Genomic DNA, 13,347 nt, shown 5'->3' with positions numbered 1-13,347 from the left:
CCTCAGCCCCGCGCCATGATGGCGACCGTGCCGTCGCCGAGATCGCCATAACCGGTGACGAGGCCGAGGCTGGCGCCTTCGACCTGCGCCGCCCCCGCCTCGCCACGGAGCTGCCGCACCAGCTCGACCACATGGTTCATGCCCGCCATGTGCGACTGCGAGAGCAGCCCGCCATGGGTGTTCACCGGCAGCCTGCCGCCGAGGCCGAGCGCGCCTCCCTCGACGAAGGCACCCCCCTCCCCCTTGGCGCAGAAGCCGAGATCCTCGATCTGGCACAGCACGATATAGGTGAAGCAGTCGTAGATCTCGGCGACCTGGATATCGGCCGGCGTCACCCCGGCCATGGCGAAGGCGCGCGGCGCCGCCTTGGCGAGGCCGAGCCGCGTCAGGTCCGGCCGCTGGGTGATGGCGCTCGGGCTGTCCGGATGCCCCTCCGCCACGCCGGTCACCAGCACGCGCGGCCGCGGCGCGTCGCGGGCGATCTCGGCCGCGCTCACCACCACCGCCGCGGCGCCGTCGCTCTCCAGGCTGCAATCGAGCAGGCGCAGCGGGTCGGCGATCAGGCGCGAGGCCTGGTGGTCCTCGATCGTCATCGGCCCGGTCATGCTGGCATTGCCGTTGAGGATGGCGTGCCGGCGCGTGGTGACGGCGATCTCGGCGAGCTGGCGGCTGGTGGTGCCGTAGAGCTCCATGTGCCGCCGCGCCATGGGCGCGTAGTACTGCGCCGGGGCGAGGGCGCCGACCGGCGCCTCGAACTCGCCGACGGTGCGGAATTGCGGCATCTGATGGATGCGCGCCCCGATGCGGCTGCCGGTGCGCCCGGTGCGGCCGAGCGGCAGCAGCACGTGCCGGCAGAGCCCGGCCGCGACCGCCGCCACGGCGCATTGCACCGCCGCCACCGCCCCGGCGCCGCCGAGCGGCGTGGTGGTGGAGAGGCGCAGGTCGGGGATGCCGAGATTGGTGACGAAATCCTCGGCGACGGTGCCGCCGGTGCCCATCGGCAGGACGATGCCGTCGATCTCGCGCGGCGCCAGCCCGGCATCGGCGATGGCGGCGAGCGAGGCCTCGAGCTGCAGCCGCAGCACGCTGCGGCCGCCGGCATCGCGCCGGTAGTCGGTCTCGCCGATGCCGGTGACGGCGGCCTGGCCGGAGAGGCTCATGCCGGGATCGCCCGCCGCCCGCCATGGCGGCCCCTGGCCGGATACCGGGACATGGCGCGTTCCTCCTCCGCGGCCGCGGGTCGGGATGCCCACGGGCCTTGCCGCAGGCGACCATGCGTCGCCGGAGTGGTCAAGCAGCGGGCAATGGCGCCTGGCGGAACCGTCGCGGCCCGTTGTCCCGTCGCGGCTCGGGCGGGAGGGACCCCATGGGCCCCGAGAAGCCACGAAGCGGCTTCGTGGGGCGTTCTAGAGCATTTCCCGCGAACTTCCGTTCACCTGCAATGCTCTAGGTACTTGTTTTTACGAGCATCTTCACCTGTCCGGATGAGTTCATCCGGACAGGATCTGCTCTAGAACAGCCCGGCCTGGCGGCGATGCAGCGGCGGCACCGGCTTGCGCCGCGGCAGGGCCGGGCCCGGCGGCGCGCCCGGCACATGCGGCGCCGGCCCGGCATAGCCGTCATCGGCGATCAGCCGAAGCTGCTCGGCGGCGCCGGCGCTGGCCGGCGGCAGCTCGAGCGGCACCGGCCAGAAGCACTCCACGCGCTCCTCGCCGCGCAGCGCCAGGAACACCACGCGATCGACGCGGCCGCCCTCCCCGGTCTCGACCGCGAAGCGGAAGACCAGCCCCGCCGCCGCTTCCTCGCCGAGGGCGAGGGAGAGCTGCTCGGATTCCGTCTCCTGCCGCCGCAGGGTGCGGTCGGTCGGGTCGTCGGCGGCGCCGCGATAGAAGCGCACCGGCACGCCCTGGCCGTTGCCGCCGATGACGAAGACGAAATGCGCGCTGTCGTCCAGCACCTCCAGCCAGGGATAGTCGCCGGATTCGGCGGCGCGGCGCAGCCGGTGGCGGCCGAAGGCGAAGGCGCGGCAGCCGACCGACCAGGGGTCGTCGCCGAGCTCGTAGCTCGCCATGGCCAGGGCGTCGCGCCGGGCGTTGGCCAGCATACGGGCGCAGAGACGGAGCCGCTCCTCGGTCAGGGCGGGGTGGAAGTCCCACGGCATGCGCGCGGGAGCTTGGGCGGCAGGCTGCGACTCGGCGGCGGGCTGCATGGGGCGAGCATAGCCCGAGTCGCGGCGCCTCGCAGCAGCCCATGCGGCCCGTGACCACCCGGCCCTTCGCCGCATCCCGTCGCCACCCGTTGCCCTGCCGCGGCGTTGCGGCGGCAGGCTGTGGCTCCCCTCGGGCCCGAGGCGAATCCCGGCGCCCTCGCGGCGGCGCGCAGCGCCGTCGTGGGGAAAGCTAGCGCACCCACTCCCCGCCGCGCATCAGCGGCTCGGCGCGGCCCTCGGCATCGATCCCGTCCACATCCGTCTCGGCCGAGCCGATCATCCAGTCGACATGGATCAGGCTGCGGTTGGCGCCGCGCGCCGCCAGCTCGGCCTCGGTCAGCGCCTTGTCGAGGAAGCATTTCGAATAGGCCTGGCCGAGCGCGATATGGCTCGCCGCATTCTCGTCGAACAGCGTGTTGTAGAAGAGCAGCCCGCTCTGCGCGATCGGGTTGGAATGTGGCACCAGCGCCACCTCGCCGAGCCGCCGGGCGCCCTCGTCGGTGCCGATCATCCGCTCCAGCACCGGCAGGCCGGTGCGCGCCGTGGCGCTGGTGATCCGGCCGGCCTCGAAGCGCACGGCGATGTCCTGGATCAGCGTGCCCTGATAGGCGAGCGGCTTGGTCGCGGCCACCACCCCCTCCGTGCGGTCCTTGTGCGGGGTGGTGAAGACCTCCTCGGTCGGGATGTTCGGGTTGCCGGTGATGCCGTTCTTCGCGGTGGAGAGCCCGCCCATCCAGGCATGGCCATCGGCCAGGCCGACGCGGAGATCGGTGCCCGGGCCGCGGAAGTGCAGCGCGGCGTAGCGCCGCTCGTTCAGCCTCTCGCGCCGCGCCAGCAGCGCCGCGTTGTGCGCCGCCCAGTCGGCGACCGGGTCGGGCCGGTCGGCGCGGGAGGCGGCGAGGATCGCGTCCCAGAGCCGGTCCATCGCCTCGGCCTCCGGCAGGCCAGGGAAGACCGCGGCGGCCCAGGCCGGCGTCGCGGCCGCGACCAGCGTCCAGTTGATGGCGGTGGCCGAGATCAGTTCCAGCGCCGGGCGATAGGCCTTGGAGCGGGCGCGGTTGGCGCGGGCAACGCGGTCCGGGTCCTGGCCGGCGAGCAGCGCCGGGTCGTCGCCGACGATCGCCAGCCGCGCCGCGCCGTTGCGGAAGGCCGTCGCCATGCCGTCATAGAGCCAGCCGGCGGCGGTATCGAAGCTCTCCTCCCTGGCGTGGCGGTAGCGCGCCAGCACCGCCCGGTCGTCCGCCAGCAGGGTCGTCACCAGCGAGGCGCCGGCGCGATAGGCCTGCTCGGTGATGCGGCGCGAGAGGTCGATCGCCTCGACCGGCGCCGTCATCACCAGCTCCTGCCCCGGCGCCAGGTTCAGCCCGACGCGGATGGCGAGTTCCGCCAGCCGGTCGAGCCGGGCCGCCCGCGCGGCGCCCGCCTGGTCGAGGCCGATATGCGTGTCCATGCTGCTTCCCCTGTCCGGTTGGGCCGAGCATAGCGCATCCCGCCGGGCGGCCGCAGGCGGAGCGCCGCTCGCTTGACAGCTTCCCCTTGCCGCCCGGAGGCTGGCCCCCTTGCCCAAGGCCCCTTGCCCAAGGGAGGAGAGAGCATGCCGGCGGCGCTCGACGGCCTCGTCGTCCTCGACCTGACGAATTTCCTCTCCGGCCCCTACTGCACCATGCTGCTCGGCGACATGGGCGCCGAGGTCATCAAGGTGGAGCGCCCGGATGGCGGCGACGATGCCCGCCGCATGCCGCCCTTCGTGGCGGGGCCCGGGGGAAGGATCAGCCAGCCCTTCGCGGTGTGGAACCGCAACAAGCGCAGCATCACCGCCGACCTCAAGCGGCCGGAGGACGTGGCGCTGGTGCGCCGCCTGGCGGCGAGGGCGGATATCCTGGTGGAGAATTTCCGCCCCGGCACGCTGGACCGGCTCGGCCTCGGCTGGGAGGGGCTGGGCGCCGCGAACCCGCGCCTCATCTGGTGCTCCATCTCCGGCTTCGGCCAGACCGGCCCCTGGGCCTCGCATGGCGGGCTCGACATGATGGCGCAGGGCATGTCCGGGCTGATGGCCGGCAACGGCCCGCCCGAGGGCGAGCCCTACCGCCTGCCGATCGCCATCACCGACCTCACCGCCGGCATGTATGCCGCCATCGCCGTGCTCGGCGCGCTCGAGGCGCGGCACCGCACCGGCCGCGGCCAGCGGATCGACCAGTCGCTCTTCGAGGCCGGCGTCTCGCTCGGCGTCTACGAGGCGGCGCATGTCTTCGCCCATGGCACGCGGCCCGAGCGGCTCGGCCAGCGGCATCGCGGCTCCGCCCCCTACCGGGTCTTCCGCACCCGCGACGGCCACATCACCCTCGGCGCCTCGAAGGAGAAATTCTGGCGCGCGCTCTGCGGCATCCTCGGCCAGCCGGCGCTCGCCGAGGATCCGCGCTTCGCCGACAACGCCGCCCGCGTCGCCAACAACGAGGCGCTGATCGGGATCCTGCAGGCGGCGCTCGGCGAGCGGGAGAGCGCGCACTGGCTCGCCGCCTTCGAGGCCGCCGGCATCCCGGCCGAGCCCGTGCTCTCCTACGACGCAGCGCTGGCGCATCCGCAGGGCCAGGCGCGCGGGCTGGTGGTGCCCTTCGAGGATCCCGAGCTCGGTGTCCTGCCGCATCTGGCGCCGCCGGTCCGGCTCGAGGAGACGCCCGCCCGCATCCGCCGCCGTGCCCCCGGGCTCGGCGAGCATGACGCCGAGATCCGCGCCTGGCTCGACGGCCCGGCGGCATGAGCGGCTTCGGCGGCCGCGTCGCGCTGGTCACCGGCGCCTCGCGCGGCATCGGCCGGGCGATCGCGCTTGCCCTCGCGGCGGCGGGGGCGGATCTCGTCGTGAACTACCGCCGGGAGGCCGCGACGGCGGAGGCGGTGGCCACCGAGGCGCGGGCGCTCGGCCGGCGCGCCCTCGCCCTCGGCGCGGATGTCGCCGAGGGCGACGCGGTGGCGGCCATGGTCGCGCGGGCCGAGGCGGCGCTCGGGCCCATCGACATCCTGGTGAACAATGCCGGCATCGCCCTCCGCCGCACGCCCGAGGCGCTGAGCGAGGCGGAGTTCGCCCGCACCCTGGCGGTGAACCTGACCGGCGCCTTCCTCTGCATCCAGCGGGTGCTGCCGGGCATGCGCCGGCGCCGCTGGGGCCGGATCGTCAACATCTCCTCCGGCGCCGCCCGCGGCGGCGGCATCATCGGCGTGCATTACAACGCCTCCAAGGCCGGGCTGGAGGGGCTGACCCGCGGCTATGCCGCGCGCCTCGCCGGCGAGGGCGTCACGGTCAATGCCGTCGCCCCCTCGCTGATCGAGACCGACATGCTGGCCGAGGGGCGGGAGGCGCTGGCCCGCAAGGTGCCGCTCGGCCGCCTCGGCCGGCCGGAGGAGGTGGCCGAGGCCGTGCTGCTGGTGGCGGGGAATGCCTACATGACCGGGCAGACGGTGCCGGTGAATGGCGGGATGCACTTCACCTGAGACCGGCGGCGGACTGGGCCCGGCAGGACTCGAACCTGCAACCAAACCGTTATGAGCGGTCCGCTCTGACCATTGAGCTACAGGCCCCGCCGCAGGCGAGTGATGGCGGCTGGGGCGCGGGCTGGCAAGCGTTGCGGAGCCGCCGGCGGCGCCGGGCGTTCCAGCCGGGAGCGAGGACCCCCGCATGACCGATGACGAGATCCGCGACATCCTCCTGACCACCCGCCGCATCGCCGTGGTCGGCGCCTCGGACCGGCCGGAGCGGCCGAGCTGGGGCGTCGCCCGCTTCCTGGTCGATCGCGGCTATGCCGTCACGCTGGTCAATCCCGGCATCGCCGGCCGGGCGCTGCACGGCGCGCCGGTCGCCGGGCGGCTCGAGGCCGCGGCGCCGCTCGACATGGTGGATGTCTTCCGCCGCAGCCAGGAGGCCGGCGCAGTGGTCGACGAGGCGATCCGCCTCGGTGCCCGCAGCGTCTGGCTGCAACTCGGCGTCCGCGACGACGCGGCGGGCGAGCGGGCGCGCGCCGCCGGACTGCGCTTCGTGCAGGATCGCTGCCCGGTCATCGAATGGCGCCGCCTCGGCCTGCCGGCGAAGATTGCATGAAGTTCATTTTCGCCGCCGGGCCGACTTGAAAGCGATGGCGGGGCGGGCCACTTCGCAGCCGCACGATGGGGCGGGGCAGGCCGGCGGGCCGCAGGCTGCCGGCACCCGCGCCCACCGATGGGAGACGCAGGACCGATGAACGACGAAGAGCGCCGGATCATCACGCAGTATGTCGAGCGGGTGGCCGGCGCGGCCCCCGCCCAGGCCGGCCCCGCCGCCAGCCCCTGGGGCGGCAGCGTGCCCGCGACCCAGCCGGCCCGGCCCACGCTGCCGCCGGTGGACCGCGAGGCGGACGCGCTCATCGCTGATCTCTTCACCCGTTACCCGGAAGCGCGCTACCGCATCACCCAGACGGCCTTCGTGCAGGAGGCGGCACTGGTCGAGGCGCAGAACCGCATCCGCCGGCTGGAATGGGAGCTGGAGAACGCCAAGCAGCAGGCGCAGGCGGCGCAGCAACCCGCCCGCGGCGGGCTGTTCGGCGGCATGTTCGGCGGCGGCGGGGCGCAGCGCCCGGCCGCGCCGATGTCGCCGCCGCCGCAGCCGGTCTACCCGCCGGGCTACAACCCCGGCATGCTGCAGCAGCGCGGCGGCTCGAGCTTCCTCGGCACGGCGCTGACCACCGCGGCCGGCGTCGCCGGGGGCATGGTGCTCGGCAACATGCTGATGAACGCCTTCTCCGGCCATGGCGGCGCGGCGCATGCGGCCGGCTTCGATGCCGGCAACGCGGATTTCGCGCAGGAAGCGGTGCCGGCCTCCTCCCCCTGGACCGATCCGGGCAGCGCGGCGGCCGATCAGGGTTGGGGCAGCGGCGGCCAGGACGCCTATGCCGCCCCGGATGCGACCGGCGCCGGCTATGACGATGGCGGCAATGCCGGCTACGCGGACAATGCCGGCTACCAGAACGACGACAGCGGCGCCGGCGGCTTCGACGATGCGGGCGGCGGCTACGACGACGAGGTCTGAGCCCGGCCGGCGCTCGCCTTGGCCGGCGGCGCGGCCATCCGGGCGCCGGGCGGCCGACGCCCGGCCGCATTGAAATCGCCCGGGGCCTCCGCGATCCTTCCGCCATGCGCAGTCCCGATCTCGATCTCGACCTCCTCCGCTGCTTCGTGGCCGTGGCGGAGCGCGGCGGCTTCACCGCCGCGGGGCAGGCGCTCGGCCTGACGCAGTCGGCCATCAGCCTGAAGGTGAAACGGCTCGAGGCGCTGCTGCAGCGGCGGGTCTTCGAGCGGACGAGCCGCAGCACCGGCCTCACCCGCGACGGCGAGACGCTGCTCGCCTATGCCCGGCGCCTCCTGGCGCTGAACGACGAGGCGGTGCGGCGGCTGGTGGCGCCGCCGGTCGCCGGCCGCTTCCGGCTCGGCGTCGCCGACCATTTCGTGCCGCGCAACCTCGCCCCGCTGCTCGCCCGCTTCGCCCGCACCTGGCCGGAGGTGCGGCTGGAGGTGGAGGTGGGGCGCAGCCACGAGCTGCGGACGGCGCAGGAGCGGGGCGCGCTCGACCTGGTGCTCGGCAAGCGGCGCGACGGCGAGACGGCGGGCCGGCCGATCTGGACCGAGAGCGTGGTCTGGGTGGCCGCCCCGGACTGGGCGCCCGCCGCGGGCTGGCCGCAGGAGGGCGGCCCCCTGGGCGGGCCGATCCCACTCGCCATGCTGCCGCCGGGCTGCATGTTCCGCGACCGCGCCCTGGCGGCGCTGGCCCGGGCCGGGCTCGCCTTCGAGGTGGTCTACACCTCGGCCAGCCTGCTCGGCGTCGCCGCCGCCGCCCAGGCGGGCTTCGCGCTGACCGTGCTGGGCCGCAGCGGTCTGCCCCCCGGCCTGGTCGAGGTGCCGGGCCTGCCGCCGCTCGGCACGGTGGAGATGTGCCTCTTCGGCGATGCCGGCGGCCAGAGCCCGCTCGCCGAGCCGCTGGTCCGCTTCCTGCGGGAGAGCCTGGCCGATCCGGTCCTCGCCACGGCCGCCTGAAGCCGGTTGCGCGGCGGCGAGACCAGGGGTAACCGGAAGGCGCCGGACATCGCCAGCGCCAGCCCCGCCGTGCCCGGGGCCGCGCCTCATCGGGGTCGCCCATGACCAGCCCACCCGACCACGCCGCGGGCAGACGCGATGCGCGCATCTGCGCCCTGATCGGCACCGGCCACTTCCTGTCGCATTTCTACATGCTCTGCCTGCCGCCGCTCTTCCTGGTCTGGCGGCAGGAATTCGGCGTCTCCTACGCCACGCTCGGCCTCGCCGTGGCGCTGATGAGCGCGACCACGGCGCTGCTGCAGACCCCGGTCGGCTTCTGGGTGGACCGCTGGGGCGCCCGGCCCTTCCTGGTCGGCGGCACGCTGCTGATGGCGCTCTCCATCTCCGCCATGGCCTTCGCGCCGGCCTTCTGGATGATCCTGCCGCTCGCGGTGCTGTCCGGCATCGGCAACAGCGTCATCCATCCGGCCGACTACGCCATCCTCGCCGGCAGCGTCAGCAAGGGCTTCATGGGCCGCGCCTTCGCGCTGCACACCTTCACCGGCAATCTCGGCTTCGCCCTGGCGCCGCCGACCATCGCCCTGCTGCTCTCGGTGATGGACTGGCGCATGGCGCTGCTGACCGTCGGGCTGCTCGGCGTGCCGGTGGTCTTCGCCATCCTGCTGCAGAGCGGCGTGCTGCGCGACCAGGCCAAGGCGAAGACGCAGGAGGCCGGGCCGGGCGGGCGGGAGCTGCTGCTCAGCCGGCCGATGCTGCTCTTCTTCGCCTTCTTCCTGCTCAGCGCCATGGCCGGCTCGGGCGTGCAGTCCTGGCTGGTGACGGTGCTCGGCAAGATGTGGGGCACGCCGGTGCTGGCCGCCTCGGCGGCGCTCACCGGCTACATGATGGGCGCGACCGGCGGCACGCTGATCGGCGGCTGGATCGCCGACAAGAGCAAGCGCAACCTGATGGGCCTCGTCACCCTGCTGACGCTCGTCGCCATGGCGCTGCTGCTGCTGCCCGGCCTGGTGCCGCTCTCCGAGGCAGTGCTGCCGGTGGTCGCGGTCTGCGCCGGCCTGGCGCTCGGCACCTCGCGCACCCCGCGCGACGTCATGCTGAAGGATGCCTGCCCGCCGGGCCAGATCGGCAAGGTCTTCGGCTTCGTCTCCGCCGGCCTGCCGCTCGGCGGCGCCATCACCCCGGTGCCGCTCGGCCTGCTGATCGATTTCGGGCATCCCGGCTTGGTGCTGCCGGTGATCGCCGGCTTCCTCGGCCTGTCGCTGCTCTGCATGGGCAGCGCCCAGGGCTCGGCCCGGGCCGCCGGCGCCAAGGCTGATCCCCTGCCGGCCGAGTAGCCGCGGCCTGGGCATCCCGCCCGGGCGGTTCCAGGATGCCCGGATGGATGCCTTCGCCTCCCTGCTGCGCTGGCTGGACCTCGCGGGCAGCGCCGTCTTCGCCGCATCCGGCGCCCTGGTCGCCGCCCGCAAGGGGCTCGATGCCGTCGGCTTCGTGGTCATCGCCGTCGTCACCGGCTTCGGCGGCGGCACGCTGCGCGACCTGCTGCTCGGCCGGATGCCGCCCTTCTGGCTGCAGGACCCCACCTGGCTCGCCATCGCCAGCGCCGTCGCGCTGCTGGTCTTCTTCCTCGGGCATCGGCTGGAGAGCCGCTTCCAGGCGCTGCTCTGGGCCGACGCGCTCGGCCTCGCGCTCTATGCGGTGCTCGGCGCCGAGATCGCGCTGCTCGCCGGCGCGCAGCCCTGGGCCGCGGTGCTGCTCGGCACCGTCACCGCGACCTTCGGCGGCGTGGTGCGCGACGTGATCTGCAACGAGATCCCGCTGCTGCTGCGGCAGGAGATCTATGCGCTGGCGGCGCTCGCCGGCGCGGCCGTCTTCGTGCTCCTCCGGATCGAGGGGGTATGGCGGGACCCGGCCCTGCTGGCGGGGCTGGCCACGGGATTCGGCATCCGCGCCATCGCCATCCGGCGCGGCTGGTCGCTGCCCGCCTACCGGCCCTGACGCCATCCGCGGATTGCGCCGGGCCGCCGCCGCGGCCACCCTTGGCGCCGGGCCGCCCAGGCGGCGGCCGCCTTTCGGGAGACGTCCATGCACCGCCGGAGCCTGCTTGGGCTCGCGGCCGCCGGCCTCGCCGCGCCGGCGCTCGCCCAGCCCGCCTTCCCCAGCCGCCCGATCCGCATGGTGGTGCCGCTGCCGCCCGGCGGCGCCACCGATATCTGGGCCCGGCTGGTGGCCGAGCCCATGGCGGCCAGCCTCGGCCAGCCCGTCGTCATCGAGAACCGCGCCGGCGCCGGCGGGATGATCGGCACCGAGGCGGTGAAGAACGCGCCGCCGGATGGCCACACCATCCTGTTCCACATCGCCAGCTTCGTGCAGACGCCGGTGGTGCTGCGGCGCTGGCCCTATCGCATCGAGGATTTCGCGCCGCTCGGCAAGCTCGGCACCACGCCCCTGCCCTTCTGCGTCCACGCCGACCTGCCGGTGACGACGCTCGCGGAGTTCGTCGCCTACGCCAAGGGGCGGCACCTGGCCTATGGCACCTATTCGCCCGGCTCCTCCGGCCATGCCTTCGCCCAGGCGCTGTCCGACCTCGAGGGCCTCGACATGACCGCGGTGCACTACCGCGGCGAGGCGCCGATGCTGCAGGACGTGCTGGGCGGGCGCGTCGACTGCGCCTTCCACTCCATGACCGGCTCGGGCGAGCAGATCCGCGCCGGCCGCATCCGGCCGCTGGCGACGATCGGCAGCATGCCGATCCCGAGCCTGCCGGCGCTGCCGCGCTTCGTCTCGCTCGGCTATCCCGCCTATTTCGGCAATTCCGGCTTCGTCGGCCTCTTCGCGCCGGTGCAGGTGCCGGCGCCGATCCAGGCGCAGCTCGCCGAGGCCTTCCGCGGCGCGATGGCGCAGCCGGAGGTGCTGCAGCGCCTCGCCGGCATGGACACCATCGCGCAGTATCTCGACCCCGTGGCCTTCGGCGCCGATGTCGCGGCCTATCTGCGCTTCTGGCAGGCGCTGGTCGAGCGGCTGAACCTGACCGCGGAGGGATAGGGGCAGCGGACGGTCCTCACGATCTTCGGCGCGCGCCGATTCCGCTGCCGTTGCGCGGGCCGAATCGGTGAAGCTTCCGCCCGGCAGCCGCCGGAGAGCGGCATCCGCGGGAGGATCGCCATGCATCGTCGCACCGTCCTGGGCCTCGCCGCCCAGGGTCTCGCCATTCCCGCCCTCGCCCGGGCGCAGGACCGCGCCGAGGCACGCTATCCGGACCGGCCGATCCGGATGATCGTGCCCTTCCCGGCCGGCGGCGGCACCGATGTCTGGGCGCGCATGGTCTGCGAGGATCTGCAGGCCGAGCTCGGCCAGCCGATCATCATCGAGAATCGCGGCGGCGGCGGCGGCATGATCGGCACCGAGTTCGCCGCCAAGGCGGTGCCCGACGGCTACACCCTGCTCTACAACATCACCACCCATGTGCAGGCGCCGGTGACCTTCCGGCGCTTCCCCTACGATCCGGTCGGCGACTTCTTCCCCGTAGGCCGGCTCGGCACCACCGCCATCAGCTTCTGCATCGGGCCGAGCGTGCCGGCCGCCGTCACCACGCTCGCCGAGTTCGTCGCCTGGGGCCGCGGCCGCGACCTCGCCTTCGGCAATTACGGCCAGGGCTCGACCGGCCACGCCTTCGCCGCGCTGCTGGCGCAGGAGGCCGGGCTGCGGGTGACGCAGGTGGCCTATCGCGGCGAGGCGCCGATGCTGCAGGACCTGCTGGCCAGCAGCGTCCATGCCAGCTTCAACAGCATGACGGCCTCGGGCGAGATGATCCGGCTGCGGCGGATCCGGCCGCTGGCCACCGGCGGGCCGGACCGCGTGCCCTCGCTGGCCGCCGAGGTGCCGACCCTGATCGAGCTCGGCTATTCCCGGCGCTTCGACTTCACCGGCTTCACCGGGCTGTTCGCGCCGGTGCGCGTGCCGGCGCCGATCTGCGAGAGGCTGGCGGAGGCCTTCCGCAAGGTCGCCACCTCGCCGGGCATGCTGCGGCGGCTGCGCGCCATCGACACGGTGCCGGGCTACGAGGAGCCGGCGCGCTTCCGCGCCTCCATCCAGCGCACGCTGCGGCAATGGGAGGAGCTGGCCGCGGGCCTCGATCTCTACGCCACGGGCTGATGCACGAGACTGGAGCAGAGCCCGTTCGAGTGGAAACACTCGAACGGGTGAAGATGCTTTAGGCGGAGGATCGGCGACGCGCTGCCTAGANATCGACGCCGCGGGGTCGAATGCTGATGGTTGAGCGGCTGCGGGACGGCTGGCTGGTCGGCGCGGTTGCTGCATCGGCCGGCGTCACGGCCAAGACGGTGCGCAAGTGGCGTGACCGTTTTGCCGCCGAGGGCGAGGCCGGCCTGCGCGACAGATCCGCCAGGCCGTTTCGGAGCCCGACCCGCCTGCCACTCGATACGACCGCGCAGATCGAGGCACTGCGCCGCCAGCGCCGATCCGGCCCGGCCATTGCCCGTCAGCTCGGCCTGCCTGTTTCGACGGTCGGGTTGGAGTTACGCCGGTTGGGCCTGGGCCGGCTGCGGGCGCTGGACCCCAAGCCCGAGATCATCCGCTACGAGCGCGAGCACCCGGGCGAACTGATCCACATCGACAGCAAGAAGCTCGGCCGCATCGATGGCATCGGCCACCGCATCACCAGCGACCGCACGGGCCAAAGCAGCAAGCGCGGTACCGGCTGGGAGTACCTCCATGTCGCCATCGACGACGCCTCCCGCCTTGCCTTCACCGCCATGATGCCAGACGAGAGGAAGCAGAGCGCGGTGGCTTTCCTCGACGCCGCCACCGCTTGGTTCAAGGCCCATGGCGTCATCGCCCAACGCGTCATGACCGACAACGGCTCTGCCTACAAAAGCAAGGCCTTCGCCCGCGCCATCGCAACCCATGGTCTGAAGCACAAGCGCACCCGGCCCTACACACCAAAGACCAACGGCAAGGCCGAACGCTTCATTCAGACCAGCATTCGCGAATGGGCCTACGCCTCGCCGTTCTCGTCTTCCGCCGATCGCACCCGCGCCATGCGCCCCTGGCTGCACGCCTACAAC

The 13,347-nt window shown here is 73.6% G+C and carries 13 protein-coding genes and 1 tRNA gene; 10 read left to right on the top strand and 4 right to left on the bottom strand.

Translation table 11 applies throughout. The annotated features are described in order from the left end of the window. Positions 1-2 precede the first annotated feature (2 nt). The 3 genes from DOO78_RS02995 to DOO78_RS02985 all read right to left on the bottom strand — a co-directional run bounded on the left by DOO78_RS02995 (position 3) and on the right by DOO78_RS02985 (position 3,659). Positions 3-1,160 (bottom strand): thiolase C-terminal domain-containing protein, encoded by a 1,158-nt coding sequence (locus tag DOO78_RS02995; RefSeq protein ID WP_111468260.1) that lies wholly within the window; start codon positions 1,158-1,160, stop codon positions 3-5. Positions 1,161-1,510: 350 nt separating this feature from the next. After that, entirely contained in the window at positions 1,511-2,161 is a 651-nt protein-coding gene (locus DOO78_RS02990) for a hypothetical protein (RefSeq protein WP_128079990.1), read from the bottom strand. A gap of 238 nt (positions 2,162-2,399) precedes the next feature. Beyond that, positions 2,400-3,659, bottom strand: coding sequence for an aminopeptidase (locus DOO78_RS02985; protein ID WP_111468258.1), 1,260 nt, complete (start codon positions 3,657-3,659; stop codon positions 2,400-2,402). Between the two features lie 144 nt (positions 3,660-3,803). On the opposite strand from DOO78_RS02985, the gene DOO78_RS02980 reads away from it, so the two are divergent. Then, a complete protein-coding gene (locus DOO78_RS02980; RefSeq protein WP_111468257.1) occupies positions 3,804-4,967 on the top strand; it encodes a CaiB/BaiF CoA transferase family protein in 1,164 nt (387 codons plus the stop codon). Next, positions 4,964-5,695 carry an SDR family NAD(P)-dependent oxidoreductase gene (locus DOO78_RS02975; RefSeq protein ID WP_111468256.1) on the top strand — a complete coding sequence of 244 codons (732 nt, stop codon included), beginning with the start codon at positions 4,964-4,966 and terminating at the stop codon, positions 5,693-5,695. Before DOO78_RS02980 ends, DOO78_RS02975 begins: the two co-directional genes overlap by 4 nt. A 14-nt stretch (positions 5,696-5,709) precedes the next feature. On the opposite strand, the gene DOO78_RS02970 is transcribed toward DOO78_RS02975, so the two are convergent. Further along, positions 5,710-5,782: transfer RNA gene (locus DOO78_RS02970), tRNA-Ile, on the bottom strand. A 97-nt stretch (positions 5,783-5,879) separates the two neighbouring features. Here DOO78_RS02970 and DOO78_RS02965 point away from each other — a divergent pair. The 8 genes from DOO78_RS02965 to DOO78_RS02930 form a co-directional block, all read left to right on the top strand. Continuing rightward, positions 5,880-6,299 (top strand): CoA-binding protein, encoded by a 420-nt coding sequence (locus tag DOO78_RS02965; RefSeq protein ID WP_111468255.1) that lies wholly within the window; start codon positions 5,880-5,882, stop codon positions 6,297-6,299. A 135-nt stretch (positions 6,300-6,434) separates the two neighbouring features. Beyond that, a complete protein-coding gene (locus tag DOO78_RS02960; RefSeq protein ID WP_111468254.1) occupies positions 6,435-7,262 on the top strand; it encodes a DUF2076 domain-containing protein in 828 nt (275 codons plus the stop codon). Between the two features lie 104 nt (positions 7,263-7,366). Beyond that, entirely contained in the window at positions 7,367-8,263 is an 897-nt protein-coding gene (locus DOO78_RS02955) for a LysR family transcriptional regulator (protein WP_111468253.1), read from the top strand. Positions 8,264-8,364: 101 nt separating this feature from the next. Then, positions 8,365-9,597, top strand: a complete 1,233-nt coding sequence (locus DOO78_RS02950; protein WP_111468252.1) for an MFS transporter — start codon at positions 8,365-8,367, stop codon at positions 9,595-9,597. A 43-nt stretch (positions 9,598-9,640) separates the two neighbouring features. Beyond that, positions 9,641-10,258 carry a trimeric intracellular cation channel family protein gene (locus DOO78_RS02945; RefSeq protein WP_111468251.1) on the top strand — a complete coding sequence of 206 codons (618 nt, stop codon included), beginning with the start codon at positions 9,641-9,643 and terminating at the stop codon, positions 10,256-10,258. Between the two features lie 87 nt (positions 10,259-10,345). Then, entirely contained in the window at positions 10,346-11,305 is a 960-nt protein-coding gene (locus DOO78_RS02940) for a Bug family tripartite tricarboxylate transporter substrate binding protein (protein WP_111468250.1), read from the top strand. Between the two features lie 120 nt (positions 11,306-11,425). Beyond that, on the top strand, positions 11,426-12,415 hold the full coding sequence (locus DOO78_RS02935) for a Bug family tripartite tricarboxylate transporter substrate binding protein (RefSeq protein ID WP_111468249.1): 990 nt from the start codon (positions 11,426-11,428) through the stop codon (positions 12,413-12,415). A 110-nt stretch (positions 12,416-12,525) separates the two neighbouring features. Beyond that, positions 12,526-13,347 (top strand): IS481 family transposase (locus tag DOO78_RS02930; RefSeq protein WP_111468692.1); only part of this gene is annotated, 822 nt, incomplete at its 3' end.

Source organism: Roseicella frigidaeris (genome assembly GCF_003258945.1).
Taxonomy (GTDB): domain Bacteria; phylum Pseudomonadota; class Alphaproteobacteria; order Acetobacterales; family Acetobacteraceae; genus Paracraurococcus; species Paracraurococcus frigidaeris.
The sequence above is the reverse complement of the archived record's forward strand: the minus strand, read 5'-3'. Positions and strand labels throughout refer to the sequence as shown.

Excerpts from the sequence above, each read along its gene's own strand:
- DOO78_RS02995 (WP_111468260.1), bottom strand. The coding sequence starts at position 1,160 with ATGAGCCTCTCCGGCCAGGCCGCCGTCACCGGCATCGGCGAGACCGAC.
- DOO78_RS02990 (WP_128079990.1), bottom strand. The coding sequence starts at position 2,161 with ATGCCGTGGGACTTCCACCCCGCCCTGACCGAGGAGCGGCTCCGTCTC.
- DOO78_RS02985 (WP_111468258.1), bottom strand. The coding sequence starts at position 3,659 with ATGGACACGCATATCGGCCTCGACCAGGCGGGCGCCGCGCGGGCGGCC.
- DOO78_RS02980 (WP_111468257.1), top strand. The coding sequence starts at position 3,804 with ATGCCGGCGGCGCTCGACGGCCTCGTCGTCCTCGACCTGACGAATTTC.
- DOO78_RS02975 (WP_111468256.1), top strand. The coding sequence starts at position 4,964 with ATGAGCGGCTTCGGCGGCCGCGTCGCGCTGGTCACCGGCGCCTCGCGC.
- DOO78_RS02965 (WP_111468255.1), top strand. The coding sequence starts at position 5,880 with ATGACCGATGACGAGATCCGCGACATCCTCCTGACCACCCGCCGCATC.
- DOO78_RS02960 (WP_111468254.1), top strand. The coding sequence starts at position 6,435 with ATGAACGACGAAGAGCGCCGGATCATCACGCAGTATGTCGAGCGGGTG.
- DOO78_RS02955 (WP_111468253.1), top strand. The coding sequence starts at position 7,367 with ATGCGCAGTCCCGATCTCGATCTCGACCTCCTCCGCTGCTTCGTGGCC.
- DOO78_RS02950 (WP_111468252.1), top strand. The coding sequence starts at position 8,365 with ATGACCAGCCCACCCGACCACGCCGCGGGCAGACGCGATGCGCGCATC.
- DOO78_RS02945 (WP_111468251.1), top strand. The coding sequence starts at position 9,641 with ATGGATGCCTTCGCCTCCCTGCTGCGCTGGCTGGACCTCGCGGGCAGC.
- DOO78_RS02940 (WP_111468250.1), top strand. The coding sequence starts at position 10,346 with ATGCACCGCCGGAGCCTGCTTGGGCTCGCGGCCGCCGGCCTCGCCGCG.
- DOO78_RS02935 (WP_111468249.1), top strand. The coding sequence starts at position 11,426 with ATGCATCGTCGCACCGTCCTGGGCCTCGCCGCCCAGGGTCTCGCCATT.